Origin of the sequence: Duganella dendranthematis (genome assembly GCF_012849375.1) — a bacterium.
In the GTDB taxonomy this organism is placed as follows: domain Bacteria; phylum Pseudomonadota; class Gammaproteobacteria; order Burkholderiales; family Burkholderiaceae_D; genus Rugamonas; species Rugamonas dendranthematis.
Genome location: NZ_CP051684.1, coordinates 3,812,909 through 3,826,715, shown reverse-complemented (window position 1 = coordinate 3,826,715; position 13,807 = coordinate 3,812,909). Strand labels below are relative to the sequence as shown.

18 protein-coding genes are annotated in these 13,807 nt (G+C 60.6%); 8 read left to right on the top strand and 10 right to left on the bottom strand.

Going from position 1 to position 13,807, the window contains the following annotated elements; genetic code table 11:
- Positions 1-2 precede the first annotated feature (2 nt).
- Genes HH213_RS17500 through HH213_RS17485 form a run of 4 tightly spaced genes read right to left on the bottom strand, consistent with a single transcriptional unit; the run spans position 3 to position 3,482 of the window.
- On the bottom strand, positions 3-815 hold the full coding sequence (locus HH213_RS17500) for an EI24 domain-containing protein (RefSeq protein ID WP_169113059.1): 813 nt from the start codon (positions 813-815) through the stop codon (positions 3-5).
- Entirely contained in the window at positions 815-1,777 is a 963-nt protein-coding gene (locus HH213_RS17495) for a sterol desaturase family protein (RefSeq protein ID WP_169113058.1), read from the bottom strand. The genes HH213_RS17500 and HH213_RS17495 overlap by 1 nt, the downstream gene beginning before the upstream one ends.
- Positions 1,774-2,529 (bottom strand): polysaccharide deacetylase family protein, encoded by a 756-nt coding sequence (locus tag HH213_RS17490; protein WP_169113057.1) that lies wholly within the window; start codon positions 2,527-2,529, stop codon positions 1,774-1,776. The genes HH213_RS17495 and HH213_RS17490 overlap by 4 nt, the downstream gene beginning before the upstream one ends.
- The gene (locus HH213_RS17485; protein WP_169113056.1) at positions 2,529-3,482 is read right to left on the bottom strand and encodes a YVTN family beta-propeller repeat protein; all 954 of its coding nucleotides are present in this window, start codon (positions 3,480-3,482) and stop codon (positions 2,529-2,531) included. Before HH213_RS17485 ends, HH213_RS17490 begins: the two co-directional genes overlap by 1 nt.
- Positions 3,483-3,615: 133 nt before the next feature.
- Here HH213_RS17485 and HH213_RS17480 point away from each other — a divergent pair, with 133 nt between their 5' ends.
- Complete coding sequence (locus tag HH213_RS17480; RefSeq protein WP_110847095.1) at positions 3,616-3,972, top strand: FKBP-type peptidyl-prolyl cis-trans isomerase; 357 nt, start codon at positions 3,616-3,618, stop codon at positions 3,970-3,972.
- Between the two features lie 12 nt (positions 3,973-3,984).
- Here the strand turns inward: HH213_RS17480 and HH213_RS17475 are convergent, their stop codons facing one another.
- The gene (locus HH213_RS17475; RefSeq protein WP_110847096.1) at positions 3,985-4,767 is read right to left on the bottom strand and encodes a hypothetical protein; all 783 of its coding nucleotides are present in this window, start codon (positions 4,765-4,767) and stop codon (positions 3,985-3,987) included.
- Between the two features lie 216 nt (positions 4,768-4,983).
- Between HH213_RS17475 and HH213_RS17470 the strand changes: the two genes are divergently transcribed.
- On the top strand, positions 4,984-5,271 hold the full coding sequence (locus HH213_RS17470) for an HU family DNA-binding protein (protein ID WP_110847097.1): 288 nt from the start codon (positions 4,984-4,986) through the stop codon (positions 5,269-5,271).
- Between the two features lie 164 nt (positions 5,272-5,435).
- Positions 5,436-5,687 (top strand): acyl-CoA-binding protein, encoded by a 252-nt coding sequence (locus tag HH213_RS17465; RefSeq protein ID WP_110847098.1) that lies wholly within the window; start codon positions 5,436-5,438, stop codon positions 5,685-5,687.
- Positions 5,688-5,732: 45 nt separating this feature from the next.
- On the opposite strand, the gene HH213_RS17460 is transcribed toward HH213_RS17465, so the two are convergent.
- Positions 5,733-6,011, bottom strand: coding sequence for a polyhydroxyalkanoic acid system family protein (locus HH213_RS17460; protein WP_169113055.1), 279 nt, complete (start codon positions 6,009-6,011; stop codon positions 5,733-5,735).
- Positions 6,012-6,250: 239 nt separating this feature from the next.
- Between HH213_RS17460 and fdxA the strand changes: the two genes are divergently transcribed.
- The 5 genes from fdxA to nth all read left to right on the top strand — a co-directional run bounded on the left by fdxA (position 6,251) and on the right by nth (position 10,537).
- On the top strand, positions 6,251-6,574 hold the full coding sequence (fdxA, locus tag HH213_RS17455) for a ferredoxin FdxA (RefSeq protein WP_110847100.1): 324 nt from the start codon (positions 6,251-6,253) through the stop codon (positions 6,572-6,574).
- A 49-nt stretch (positions 6,575-6,623) separates the two neighbouring features.
- Positions 6,624-7,691, top strand: coding sequence for an NAD(P)/FAD-dependent oxidoreductase (locus HH213_RS17450; RefSeq protein ID WP_169113054.1), 1,068 nt, complete (start codon positions 6,624-6,626; stop codon positions 7,689-7,691).
- Between the two features lie 222 nt (positions 7,692-7,913).
- A complete protein-coding gene (locus tag HH213_RS17445) occupies positions 7,914-9,149 on the top strand; it encodes a polyhydroxyalkanoate depolymerase (RefSeq protein WP_110847102.1) in 1,236 nt (411 codons plus the stop codon).
- Between the two features lie 69 nt (positions 9,150-9,218).
- The gene (rsxB, locus tag HH213_RS17440; RefSeq protein ID WP_229263043.1) at positions 9,219-9,893 is read left to right on the top strand and encodes an electron transport complex subunit RsxB; all 675 of its coding nucleotides are present in this window, start codon (positions 9,219-9,221) and stop codon (positions 9,891-9,893) included.
- Entirely contained in the window at positions 9,890-10,537 is a 648-nt protein-coding gene (gene nth / locus HH213_RS17435) for an endonuclease III (protein ID WP_110847104.1), read from the top strand. The genes rsxB and nth overlap by 4 nt, the downstream gene beginning before the upstream one ends.
- 72 nt (positions 10,538-10,609) lie before the next feature.
- Here the strand turns inward: nth and proB are convergent, their stop codons facing one another.
- From proB to rplU, 4 genes are all read right to left on the bottom strand, one after another.
- Entirely contained in the window at positions 10,610-11,728 is a 1,119-nt protein-coding gene (gene proB / locus HH213_RS17430; protein ID WP_110847105.1) for a glutamate 5-kinase, read from the bottom strand.
- 164 nt (positions 11,729-11,892) lie between these two features.
- Positions 11,893-13,002, bottom strand: coding sequence for a GTPase ObgE (gene obgE / locus HH213_RS17425; RefSeq protein WP_110847106.1), 1,110 nt, complete (start codon positions 13,000-13,002; stop codon positions 11,893-11,895).
- 101 nt (positions 13,003-13,103) lie between these two features.
- Complete coding sequence (gene rpmA, locus HH213_RS17420) at positions 13,104-13,364, bottom strand: 50S ribosomal protein L27 (RefSeq protein ID WP_110847107.1); 261 nt, start codon at positions 13,362-13,364, stop codon at positions 13,104-13,106.
- Between the two features lie 39 nt (positions 13,365-13,403).
- Positions 13,404-13,715 carry a 50S ribosomal protein L21 gene (rplU, locus tag HH213_RS17415; protein ID WP_110847108.1) on the bottom strand — a complete coding sequence of 104 codons (312 nt, stop codon included), beginning with the start codon at positions 13,713-13,715 and terminating at the stop codon, positions 13,404-13,406.
- Between the last annotated feature and the right edge of the window lie 92 nt (positions 13,716-13,807).

Here is a 13,807-nt window from a genome sequence, read left to right as displayed (position 1 = left end):
GTCTATTCCTTTTCTATGACTTCCTGAGCTCGCAACCGCGCCAGCGCATCCAAACAATAGTACGCGAACCACAAGCCGGTAAAGATAAAAATCAGTACATACAGCCAGATCGAGATGGCCGCGAGGAAGGGGAACATCACCACCGCCATCACGCCCCCCAGCCAGATCGCGCCCGGCAATGCGCCGGCCGCGCCCGATACCACGCCGATCACTAGCAGGCGCCAGCGGTGTTCGCGCAGGATCTGCTGGCGTTCCTCGGTGCTGGCGTAATCGGCAAGCGTGTCGTACACCATGACGCGGCAGGTCAGCCAGCCCCACAGCAGCGCCTGCACCAGCACCGCCAGCGGCGGGAAGGCGTACAGCGGCAAGGTCAGTATCCACAGGCCGATAAAAATCGCCATGCCGCCCAGCGCCACGCCAACGCTGCCGACAACCGACCCGCCCTTGCGCTGCTCCAGCTGCGGATAGTGGCGCAAGCCGACATGGCGGCCGATCAGCGGCATCGCCACCACGCCGATAAAGATCAGCGCGGTCAAAATCATCAACGGCAGCAACGCCAGCATGGCGATCAGCGGCACCACCACCGAGGTCAGCGTGCCCAGCCCGAGGCTGCGCAGCCAGCTGGTGCTGGTGGCGAACAGATTATGGTCGGCAAACTGCGCATGCAGGTAATCGACCAGCGGCTGTAGGTAGAAATACAGCGCCACCGCCCAGACGCCCAGCGCCAGCAGGAAGGGAACGATGCTCATCATCAGCATCTTGCCATGCCATTGGGACAAGAAAGCGCGGCCCCATGCGCGGAAAACGTTACTCATCAGACGACATCCTTACGTGCGTATTCAATCATGCGGCGCAACCCCAGCGCCTGCTGCGACCAGAAGCCGCGGCCGTAGTCGCGGCCTTGCAGCTGGTCGCGGATGCCGGTGGCGACAAACTGCGGCGTGAAATTGGCGGTGCGGAAAATGATGTCCCAGACCGGCAGCAGCACGGCAAAATTGCAGCCGCCCGGCTTGCCATCCCTGCCCTCGTGGCCAACGCCGATGGCATGGTGCATGCGGTGATAGCGCGGCGACACCAGCAGCCGCTCGCCCAGCCAGCCGAAATGGATGCGGACGTTGGCGTGTTGCAGGCTCTGCAAAATGCGCGACAACGACACCAGCATCACATACTGCGCCGGCTCGACGCCGATGCCCAGCGCGATCACGCCCATGTAAACATCGCGCAGCAGGTCGTCGAGGATGTGATTGCGGTCGTCGCTCCACAGGTTCATGTTCTGCTGGCTGTGGTGCAGCCCGTGCAAGCCCCACCACCAGTTGAAGTGGTGCGAGGCGCGGTGATACCAGTAATCGAAGAAATCCAGCACCACGAAATAGACGGCGAACGCCGCCAGCGGGCTGATGCCAGGCCACAGCGCTTCCAGGTTGAACGGATGGAAACCGTCCAAGCGCAGCCAGCCGGCCAGCCCGTCCATCAGCGGATCGAGCGTAAAGAAGATCAGCACCGAGAACACGCCGATCCGGTGCAGCACCGTGTACAGGAAATCGTTCCAGCGCGCGCGCGGATCGGTGATCTGCTGCGCCGGAATCAGCGACTCCAGCGGCCGCAGCACCAGGAACAGCAGCGCCAGTTCCAGCAGGCCGATCAACAGCCACTCGGTGCCCTCGAACGCGTCCTCGACGAATGCGCCGAAGCCGAGCTGGAACACCAGCGGCTGGATCGCCGTTTCAAACAACCAGCCCTGCGCCACGCCCAGCCAGTCAGAGATTGCTTCTATCATTTTTTATAATCCGGATGCGCGCGCAGCGTGTCAAAACACAGGCCCTTCTGCTCAAGACCGCTAATCAGAAGTTCAAGATTGGCCGGCGCCCACGCATCCTTGCGCGACCAGATGCCCATATGGATCAGCACGATATCGCCGCCGCGCAGGTCGCGCAACGACTTCTGCAAAAGTACCGGATTCGGATACTTTTCGCTCGACAGTTCATCGCCCGAGAAGCCGGCCGGCGACCAGCCCACATGCGCATAGCCACAGGCCTTGCCGATGTCCAGCAGGCGCGGCGAAGTGCGGCCGGCCGGTGCGCGCCACAGCGGATCGAGATGCGCACCGGTCAGTTCGACAAAGCGCTGATCGACGCGCTTGAGCTGCTCGCAATACTGCTGCGGCGTCCAGCTGGCCAGCTTGCCGGCTTGCGGGCCGAAGCCAGGTTTGACCACCACCGTGCCGTTGGCGCCATCGCGCGCGAACACCGCGTGGTCCCAGGTATGCGCGCCAACCGCATGGCCCTCCGCCACCCGCGCCTTCCAATATACAGACCAGGACGGATCGAGCGAGTAATCGCCGCGCACGGTTTTCTCGTTAGCCAGGAAGAAGGTGGCTTTGATCTGGTGCCGGTTCAGCGTATCGGCAATCAGCTCGGCCTGCGACTGGCTGCCGGTGTCGAAGGTCAAATAGACCGTACCCTTGCACGCCGGCGCCGCCTGCAACGGCGCCGCCAGCGTCAGCATGACCAGGGCCGCAGCGCGCTTCATCAGCGTTGTGCGGAGTTAAAGAAGAACACGCCGTGCGGCGAACGGCCGACCGGAATCGTCTTGATCACCTTGCGGCTTTGCAGGTCGATCACCGCCACTTTTTTAATCCAGCGCAGCGTCACCCACATGGTCTTGCCGTCGTCGGTGATTTCCATGCAGTCCGGGCCGCCGGGCACGTTGATCTGGCCGACGTTTTCCAATGTCTTCTGATCAATGATGTTGATCGAATTGGAAACACGGTTGGAGACGTAGGTATAACGTCCATCGCCGGCCGAGCGGAAGTTGTGCGCACCCATGCCGGTCTTGATGCGCTTGACGGTTTTCTGCGCTTTCCAGTCGATCACTTCCACGTAGTCGCTGCCCATGATGCCGACCAGCAGATAGTTATCGTCCGGCGTCATGGCGATGCCGGCCGGCAGTTTGCCGACCGGCAGCGTCCACTTGACGGTCTGCGTGCTCAGGTCGATGGCGCTGACCTGGTCGCTGCCCTGCTGGGTGATGAACACCATATTGCTGGCGGCGTTGAACGCCATGTGGCTCGGCAGCTTGGCCAGCGGCAGGCGCTTGGCCAGCGTCATATTGGCGCCGTCGTATTTATACAGGTCGACGCGGTCCAGCCGCAGCGAGTTCGACACGAACCATTTCTGGTCCGGCGAAAAGCCGATCTGGTACGGATCGAGGATGCCCTTGATGGTGCGCTGTGGCTGGCCGGTTTTCGGATCGAGGAAAATCAGCTCGTTGCCGACCGAACTGGCGACGATCAGCGATTTATTGTCCGGCGTCGCCATCAGGTGGTGCGGCTCCTTGCCGACCGGGATGGTGTTCAGATCCTTGTAGGTCGCCTGGTCCAGCAACTGCACGGTGGCGTCGCGGGAATTAAGGACTACGACGACATTAGCCTGGGCGGCGCCGAAAGCCATCAGGACGCTGGAGAAAACAAGACTGCGGAGCATGGAGAAAATCGCCGAGATGAACAAAGTCTTATTTTACGTGCAAACCAGACACAGGCGAGACGAAAGCCGACAAATCTTCATGGGAACTGTGGCCCTGCTACAATTCTGCCCTGTTTCTAATGAAAGGAAGATCATGTCCACTATTACTACCGACTCCGGCCTGCAATACATCGAACTGACCGTAGGCGAAGGCGAAGAAGCCAAAGCCGGCCAAAACGTCACCGTGCATTACACCGGCTGGCTGCAAAACGACGACGGCAGCAAGGGTTCGAAATTTGATTCGAGCAAAGACCGCAACGATCCATTCGAGTTCGCCCTGGGCGCCGGCATGGTCATCCGCGGTTGGGACGAAGGCGTGCAAGGCATGAAGATTGGCGGCGCTCGCCAGCTGATCATTCCAGCCGAACTGGGCTACGGCGCGCGCGGCGCTGGTGGTGTCATCCCACCAAACGCTACGCTGATTTTTGACGTTGAACTGCTGGGCGTTTAAGCCAGCTTAGCTTTAACGCTGCCAGTTGCGGCGTAAAGCTTCCAGCTCTGCTCGCGTGTCGAGCATGCCGCCGACGATGCGCTGGTCGATCGCTTCCAGCAGCGCCGTCGGCATCTCGGTTCCCGCCATGCGGTAGCCGCCGGTCGACGGCATCGGCCGCGCATTCTGCACCAGCACCGGTATGCGCCACTCCTCGCTGGCGCGGCAAGCAATCCCCACCAGATCCTGCGTCATCCCCACCAGCGTAAAGCTGCGGCAGTACGTGCCCTCGTTCGACAGGAAGCTCAGACCCACGCGCACTTCGCCTTCGGCCTGCGCCGCCGCGCCGCCCAGTTGCTGGCTCAACACCGCCGCCAGCTTGCCCTGCGCCACCAGCCAGCCATTGCGGCTGACCACTTCGGTCGGCACCGGCGCCGGCTCGCCGCTGAACCAGGTCGGCTGCCACTTGGCCAGGCCAAACTTGCCGGCCGCCAGCCCCATCACCATCACCAGTCCCAGCGCGCTCCACTCCAGCCAGCTCCAACGCCGCCGCGTGGCCTTGCGCACCGCCTGCTGCGCGGCCAGACGCTGCGCCCGCACCGCCGCCAGCTGCACCACATTGGCGCCCTGGCGCGCGCGCCCTCCAGACGGATTGCGCTGATCGGCATAGACCCCTTCGTCACGCGCCGCGCGCAGCCGCGCCACCCGGCGCACCAGGCTGCTGTCATGGCGCATGGCGAGTTCGACCTGCTGGCGGGTCTCCTCGTCCAGTTCGCCATCGGCATACGCGATCAGTGTCTCGTCTGAAAAGCTCATCTTCGCTGTCCTTTATGCGTTCAATCATAAACCTTTTTTGACCGGAATGCGGTTTTACAGAAAGCGCAGAAACCCTTTAAATACAAGGCCTTGTTCGCGTTGCAGCGCAGCGAGGCAGCCACTACAAGGCTTGCTTCATCAAGAGTTCGTACAGAAACCATTACTTTTAACAATATTTATGCTAATCTGCGCGCTCCAATAACCAAGGAGGTAGTAATGAAAAAAGGCGAACTGATTGCAGAATTTGCGAAACGCACCGAGCTGTCCGCTGCTGCCGCCAACGGCGCAGTGAACACCCTGATCGCCATCATCACCGAGCGTCTGAAAAAAGGCGACACGGTAGGCATCACCGGCTTCGGCACCTTCTCCGTAGCCAAACGCGCTGCACGCAAAGGCCGCAATCCCGCAACCGGCGAAGCGATCAAGATCGCTGCGTCGAAAACCCCGAAATTCTCGGCTGGCGCCACGCTGAAATCGGCTGTCAACCCGACGAAGAAGAAGTAATTCTTCCGGAGTTTTACGCGTGCCCGCGAGGGCACCGGAAACGGCGGTTCATGCGGGATCATTCCCGGCATGGCCGCCGTTCTGTTTTGGAGCGCGCACTCTAGCGGCTTTTGCCAGCGCTGCGGTTATGATGCGGTGATCAACCACACAACAAGGAGCGCGGTATGAGTTTGCAAGAACAGTTTGAACAGGCCCAGGCGGACTCGAAGAACCTGCCGGAACGTCCCGACAACCTGACGCTGCTGAAAATCTATGCGCTGTTCAAGCAGGCATCCAGCGGCGATGCAACCGGCGAGCGTCCGGGCATGACCGACTTCGTCGGCCGCGCCAAGTTCGACGCATGGGCTGAGCTGAAAGGCAAAACCCAGGACGAAGCCAAGCAGCTGTACATCGACCTGATCGAAGACCTGAAGTAATCAGGTCGCATGACGTAAAAAAGGCCCATCCGGGCCTTTTGTCTTTTAGCCAACAAACACTGTCCGCATTTTTTCCGCCACCTTGGCCTCGATCTGCGACGCCATCATGCTGATCGGGAAGCCCAGGTCGATCGTCAGCTGCGCCTGGTTCGGCAGCAACGTCAGCGCGCCGTTCACGCCGCTGCGCTCAAAGCGCAGCACATCGCCTTCCCAACGGCACGTCAGTTCAAATTGCTCGGCCAGTTTGTCGGCCACTTGTTGGGCCGCCGCGCGGGCCTGCTCCGGCGCCAGGTGGTGTTCCTGGACGATGTTGATATCCGCCATGTGGCTTCTCGCTCAATAAACAAAGCCGCCATGATGCCAGTTGCGCCCGCGCCGCGCCAGTCTCCAAACGGCCAGGCAACGTATGACGCTTTCGCCGAATGAATTTGCTTATATGTATTGTATATAAGCCCAATTTGTGAGAAATAGCGAATTACCTTAAAATACAGTGCTTTGCCAAGGTTAGCCGGCACTGCCCCGCCCGCCGAAGCCGCCAGCACACCAACATTGATAGGACTGTTATGACCCACGTTGTCACCGAATCTTGCATCGCCTGCCGTTATACGGACTGCGTCGATGTTTGCCCGGTAGATTGTTTCCGCCAAGGCCCCAACTTCCTCGCCATTGACCCGGACGAGTGCATCGACTGCGCCGTCTGCGTGGCCGAATGCCCGGTCAACGCCATCTACGCCGAAGAGGATGTCCCAGGCGACCAGCAACAATTCATCAAGATCAACGTCGATCTGGCACGCAAATGGCCGTCGATCACCAAGACTATTCCTGCGCTGCCGGATGCGGAACAGTTCAAGGACGTCAAAGAAAAACTGCAGCTGCTGGCCCGCTAACACGCGGCCGGCATGGACGCTGCACTACTGAAATCACAGGAAAACACGTATGAATAGCACCGTTACACCACCTGGCGTCATCGAAGCCGATGCCGTCATCATTGGCGCCGGCCCGGTCGGCCTGTTCCAGGTCTTCGAACTGGGTCTGCTGGAAATCAAGGCCCACGTCATCGATTCGCTGGGCGCCGTGGGCGGGCAGTGCGTGGAACTGTATCCGGACAAGCCGATCTACGACATCCCGGCCGTGCCATCGTGCACCGGCCAGGAACTGACCGACAACCTGCTGAAGCAGATCGAACCGTTCGAGCCAACCTTCCACCTGGGTCAGGAAGTGACCAAGGTCGAGCGCCGCGACGACGGCCGCTTTGACGTGGAAACCACGGCCGGCACCCAGTTCATCGCCAAAACCATCTTCATCGCCGCCGGCGTCGGCTCGTTCCAGGCCCGCACGCTGAAAGTGGACGGCATCGACGTCTTCGAAGGCAGCCAGCTGCACTACAAGGTCAAAGACCCGGCGCAGTTCGAAGGCAAGAACCTGGTCATCTGCGGCGGCGGCGACTCCGCGCTGGACTGGGCCCTGAACTTCGTCGGCAAGGCCGAATCGGTGGTGCTGCTGCACCGTCGCGACGACTTCCGCGCCGCGCCAGCCTCGGTCGCCAAGATGAAAGCCCTGTGCGACGACTACGAAATGCAGCTGCTGATCGGCACCGCCACCGGCTTCGAAACCTCGGCCGACGGCAAGCTGGAGCACCTGAAAGTGACCGCCGCCGACGGCGTGACCCGCCGCGTGCCGCTGGATATGCTGCTGGTGTTCTACGGCCTGTCGCCAAAACTGGGCCCGATCGCCGAATGGGGCCTGGACATCGAGCGCCGCCAGCTGAAAGTACAAAACACCGAGAAGTTTGAAACCAATGTGCCGGGCATCTTCGCCGTGGGTGACATCAACACCTACCCGGGCAAGAAGAAGCTGATCCTGTCGGGCTTCCACGAAGCAGCGCTGGCCGCTTTCGGCGCCGCGCCATACATCTTCCCGGACAAGAAGATCCACATGCAGTACACCACCACCTCGCCGAAACTGCACAAGGTGCTGGGCGTGGAAACCCCAGTGTTCGACTAAGCACCGAACTCGGGCAACTGTCCTACAAGAAAGCAGCGGAAACGCTGCTTTTTTTATGCCCGCAGCAGTATTATTCTTTCTTACAAGATTGTCTGTGGATAGTACGTAGTCTTGCTCAGCGGTACATGGAAATGCTTTTACGCCAAAAACACAGCGCCTATAATTTGGCTTATGATGTCATATTGGTGCACCGCACCAAACTTATAAGAATCGGGATGTGTCATGCTCTACCAACTCCATGAAATGCAGCGTTCGTTCCTTACGCCACTGATGCAGTGGGCGGACGCCTCGGCCAAATTGTTCACCAATCCAGTGTCGCCGCTGGCGCACACCCCGTTCGCGCAGCGCATCGCCGCTGGCTACGAACTGATGTACCGATTGGGCAAGGACTACGAAAAACCGGCATTCGAGATCGACACTACCGAGATCAAGGGCGAAAAGGTCGGCATCATCGAACACGTGGCGGTCAACAAACCGTTCTGCCGCCTGATTCACTTTAAAAAAGACCTGAATGACAAGCAGTTCAAGGCGTTGAACCAGCCGACCGTGCTGCTGGTCGCGCCGCTCTCTGGCCACCACTCGACGCTGCTGCGCGACACCGTGCGCGGCCTGCTGGTCAGCCATGACGTCTTCATCACCGACTGGACCGATGCGCGCATGGTGCCGGTCTCAGAAGGCGCCTTCCATCTGGACGACTACATCTACTACGTGCAGGACTTCATCCGCCACCTGGGTCCGGATGTGCACGTGATTTCCGTCTGCCAGCCGACCGTGCCGGTGCTGGCGGCGATTTCGCTGATGGCGTCGGACAACGATCCGAAACTGCCGAAGACCATGACCATGATGGGCGGCCCGATCGACCCGCGCAAATCGCCGACCGCCGTCAACAACCTGGCCACCGAGAAGAAATACTCGTGGTTTGAAAACACCGTGATCTATCCGGTGCCGCCAAACTATCCGGGCTTTGGCCGCAAGGTGTATCCGGGCTTCCTGCAGCACGCCGGCTTCGTCGCCATGAACCCGAGCCGCCACGCCCAGAGTCACCGCGATTTCTACGAACACCTGGTCAAGGGCGACGAGGAAACCGCCGAGGCGCACCGCAAGTTCTACGACGAGTACAACGCCGTGCTGGACATGCCGGCCGAATACTATCTGGACACCATCAAGACGGTGTTCCAGGAGTTTTCGCTGCCGAAGGGCGACTGGTTGGTCGGCGGCAAGCTGGTCAAGCCGGCCGACATCAAGTCGGTGGCGCTGTTCACCGTCGAAGGTGAGCTGGACGATATTTCCGGCGCCGGCCAGACCCAGGCCGCGCACGACCTGTGCAGCAACATCCCGGCCGACAAGCAGCAGGATCTGGTGGTCAAAGGCGCCGGCCACTACGGCATCTTCTCCGGCCGCCGCTGGCGCGAGATGGTATGTCCGGAAATCACCGCCTTCATCAAGAAACACGGCTGATCGTGTGGATAACGCCCCGTCTGACGGGGCGTTTTACTATAATGGCGCTTTAACGCCATCCGCCACGCCGTGTCTACCGACAAAACCCTCGCCGACCGCATCGAAGACGTCCTGCCGCAAACGCAATGCACCAAGTGCGGTTACGACGGCTGCCGTCCGTATGCGGAAGCCATCGCGGCTGGCGCGGCCGACATCAACCAGTGCCCGCCCGGCGGCGCCGAGGGCATCGCCCGGCTGTCGTCGGTCACCGGCCGCAAGGTCATCCCGCTGAATCCCGTGAATGGCCTTGAGCGGCCGCGCGCGGTGGCCTACATCGACGAAGCGCTGTGCATCGGCTGTACCTTGTGCATCCAGGCCTGCCCGGTCGATGCCATCATCGGCGCCGCCAAATTGATGCACACCGTGGCGCCGTCGCTGTGCACCGGCTGCGACTTGTGCGTGGCGCCTTGCCCGGTCGACTGCATCGTCATGTACCCGATCACCGAGACCACCGGCTGGGACGCGTGGTCGCAAGCCGACGCCGACGCCGCGCGCGAACGCCACGACTTCCGCACGTTCCGCCTCAAACGCGACAAGCAAGAGAACGACGCGCGCCTGGCGGAGAAGGCTGCGGCCAAGCTGGAGAAAGTCAACACCATCGAACCGGCCGACGCCGCATCGGCCGCCGCGCTGGAACGCAAGCGCGCCATCATCGCCGCCGCCATGGAGCGCACGCGCCTGAAGAAAGAACAAGAGCAAGAATGAACGCAGCAAAACGCTACGAAATGTTTGTGCGCTTCCGCGCCGCCAATCCCCATCCTGTAACCGAACTTGAGTACACCACACCGTTTGAACTGCTGATCGCCGTGCTGCTGTCGGCGCAGGCCACCGACGTCGGCGTCAACAAGGCCACGCGCAAGCTGTACCCGGTGGCGAATACGCCGCAGGCCATACTGGATATGGGTGAAGAGGAATTGCGGACCTACATCCAGACCATCGGCTTGTACAAGACCAAGGCCAAGAATGTCATGGCCACCTGCCGTATGCTGGTCGAGCTGCACGGCGGCGAAGTGCCGGAAGACCGCGAATCGCTGGAAGCCCTGCCAGGCGTCGGCCGCAAGACGGCCAACGTAGTGCTGAATACCGCGTTCGGCCAGCCGACCATGGCGGTGGACACCCACATCTTCCGCGTTTCCAACCGCACCGGGCTGGCGCCGGGGAAGAATGTCGACATCGTCGAACAGAAGCTGCTGAAGTTTGTGCCGAAAGAGTTTCTACAAGATGCGCACCACTGGCTGATCCTGCACGGCCGCTACACCTGCAAGGCGCGCAAACCCGAATGCTGGAACTGTATCCAGATCGATTTGTGCGACTACCGAAACAAGACGCCAGCGCCAACGAACGCCTGACACTCCCCCAAAGCGTGCGCATACGCGGGGTCTGACCCCGTACGGGGTCAGACCCTTGTGTGGCCCTGCGGGTTAGACCAGCACCAGGTTGTCGCGGTGGATCAGTTCCTGCCCTTCGACGAAGCCGAGGATCGCCTCGATCTCGCTCGACGGCTTGCGCATGATGCGGCGCGTCTCGGCGCTGGTGTAGTTCGACAGCCCACGCGCCACCGGCACACCGTCCGCCGACACGCACGTGATCACCGCGCCGCGGCCAAATTCGCCCTTCACCTCCACCACGCCGATCGGCAGCAGCGACTTGCCTTCGCCGGTCAGCTTCTGCACCGCGCCGGCGTCCAGCACCACCTGGCCTGCGGTGTGCAAATGATCCGCCATCCACTGCTTGCGCGCCGTCAGATGACCGGTCTGCGCCGCCAGCTCAGTGCCGATCACCTCACCACCAGCCAGCCGCGCCAGCACCTCATTCTCGCGGCCATAGGCGATCACGGTATGCGCGCCCGACTTGGCGGCGCGCTTGGCCGCCAGGATCTTGGTCAGCATGCCGCCGCGACCCAGGCTGCTGCCGGCGCCTCCCGCCATCGCCTCCAGCGCCGCATCGCCGGCGCGGCCGTGCTGGATCAGCACCGCCGACGGATCTTTGCGCGGATCGGCGCTGAACAAACCTTGCTGGTCGGTGAGAATAATCAGCGCATCGGCTTCGATCAGATTGGCGACCAACGCACCCAGCGTATCGTTATCGCCGAACTTGATTTCGTCGGTGACCACCGTATCGTTCTCGTTGATGATCGGGACCACGCCCAGGCGCAGCAAGGTGGTCAGCGTCGAGCGCGCATTCAGGTAGCGCTCACGGTCGGCCAGGTCGGCATGCGTCAACAGCACCTGCGCGGTGCCCAGTTGGTGCGCGCGGAAACTGGTTTCGTAAATCTGCGCCAGGCCCATCTGGCCGACGGCGGCGCAGGCTTGCAGTTCGTGGATATCGGTCGGGCGCTGCTCGAAGCCCAGGCGCAGCATGCCTTCGGCAATCGCGCCGGACGACACCAGCACCACCTCTTTGCCCAACGCGCGCAGGCCGGCGATCTGCGAGGCCCAGCGCGCAATGGCGGCGTGATCGAGCCCGCGTCCATCGTTGGTGACCAACGACGATCCAACCTTGATAATGATACGGGTAGCTTTTTGTATGACGGAATTCATGGCGGCGACAATCTCAAAACAAGCGTAGGAAAATCTGCTGTGATTTGGCGGGCTGGTTGCCCTGCTTTGCCGCTAACAGTCGCCGGCCCCGCGATGAGCAGGACGGGCGCCGAGATGGAAAGACATAATCAGCTGATCACTGATTATGCCGGTGATGCAGAGGATTAGTCGAGGATTTTAAAGCGTGGATCGTCCGGATCGATCGACGAAATGCCGCGCGCCTCTTCGGTCATCTGCGTTTCTTCCGAGCGCTGCTCGGTGTGACGCGTTTCTTCCAGGTGCTTCTGGATGGCGTTGACCAGTTCCTGCGTGCCGTCGCGGCTCAGCGCGGAGATCTCGAACACCGGGCCCTTGAAGCCAAACTTCTTGATGAAGTCCTTGACCTTTTTGGCGCGTTCCGCTTCCGGCACCATGTCCAGCTTGTTGAGCACCAGCCAGCGTGGCTTGTCGACCAGATCTTCGTCGTACTTTTTCAGTTCATTGACCAGCGCCTTGGCTTCCTTGACCGGATCGACCGTCGCCTCGAACGGCGCCAGATCGACTATGTGCAGCAGCAGGCCGGTGCGCGACAGGTGGCGCAGGAACTGGTGACCCAGGCCCGCACCTTCGGCGGCGCCTTCGATCAGACCAGGAATATCGGCGATCACGAAGCTCTTCTCGTGCGACACGCGGACCACGCCCAGATTCGGGTGCAAGGTGGTGAACGGGTAATCGGCGATCTTCGGACGCGCGTTCGACACGGCGGTGATGAAGGTCGATTTGCCGGCATTCGGCATGCCCAGCAGACCCACGTCCGCGAGCACCTTCAGTTCCAGGCGCAGCGTGCGGATTTCGCCTTCCTTGCCCGGCGTCTTTTGACGCGGTGCGCGGTTGGTCGAGGTCTTGAAGTGGATGTTACCCCAGCCGCCCTCGCCGCCTTTGGCCAGCAGCTCCTGCTGACCGTGCTCGCTCAGGTCGGCCAGAATCTCGCCGGAGACATCATCGATGATCAGGGTGCCCAGCGGCATGCGCAGCATCATGTCATCGGCACCACGGCCGTAGCAATCGGCGCCACGGCCAGGTTCGCCGTTGCCGGCGCGGTGCACTTTGGAGAAGCGGAAATCGACCAAGGTGTTGATGTTACGGTCCGCTATGGCCCAGATCGAGCCACCCTTGCCGCCGTCGCCGCCGTCAGGGCCGCCGAACGGGCGGAATTTTTCACGGCAAAACGACGAGCAGCCATTGCCGCCGTCACCACCGATTACTTCAATTTTTGCTTCGTCGATAAACTTCATGATGTACCGCCATAAAACTAAAAGGCTCTACCTATGGGCAGAGCCTTTCGATTGAAGGCTTGCGCCTTACAAACGGCCCCCTGAAGAGGCCGGAGCGTAAATTACGCTGCTGCTACTACGGTGACGAACTGTTTCGAGCCTTCACCTTTTTTAACGAACTTGACCACGCCGTTCACCAGAGCGAACAGGGTGTGGTCTTTGCCGGTGCCTACACCTTCGCCGGCGCGCACTGGGGTGCCGCGTTGACGAATGATGATGCCGCCTGCATTGATCGTTTGACCGCCGTAAACCTTAACGCCCAGGCGTTTTGATTCCGAGTCACGACCATTTCGCGTTGTGCCGCCGCCTTTTTTGTGTGCCATGCTAAAGCTCCTTGGATACTAAAAAAAGTGTCGATACGCTTACGCGTTGATCGAAACGATTTGGATTTCGGTGTAGTTCTGACGGTGACCCTGATGCTTTTGGTAGTGCTTACGACGACGCATCTTGAAGATCGTCACTTTTTCGTGACGGCCGTGGGAAACAACAGTAACCAGAACCTTCGCACCTTCGACCAGGGGAGCACCAAATTTGATGCTGTCGCCCGCGCCAACGGCGAGGACTTGGTCAATGGTGATTTCGGAACCAATGTCTGCCGGTATCTGTTCTACTTTAAGTTTTTCGCCAGCGACAACTTTGTATTGTTTGCCACCGGTTTTTATGACCGCGTACATGATTTGAAACCTCTCAAATGTTTATAAAAATCCCCGGATAAACCGAAGAACCGCAGATTATACACAGGAACCAAATTTGCGTCAAAAACTAT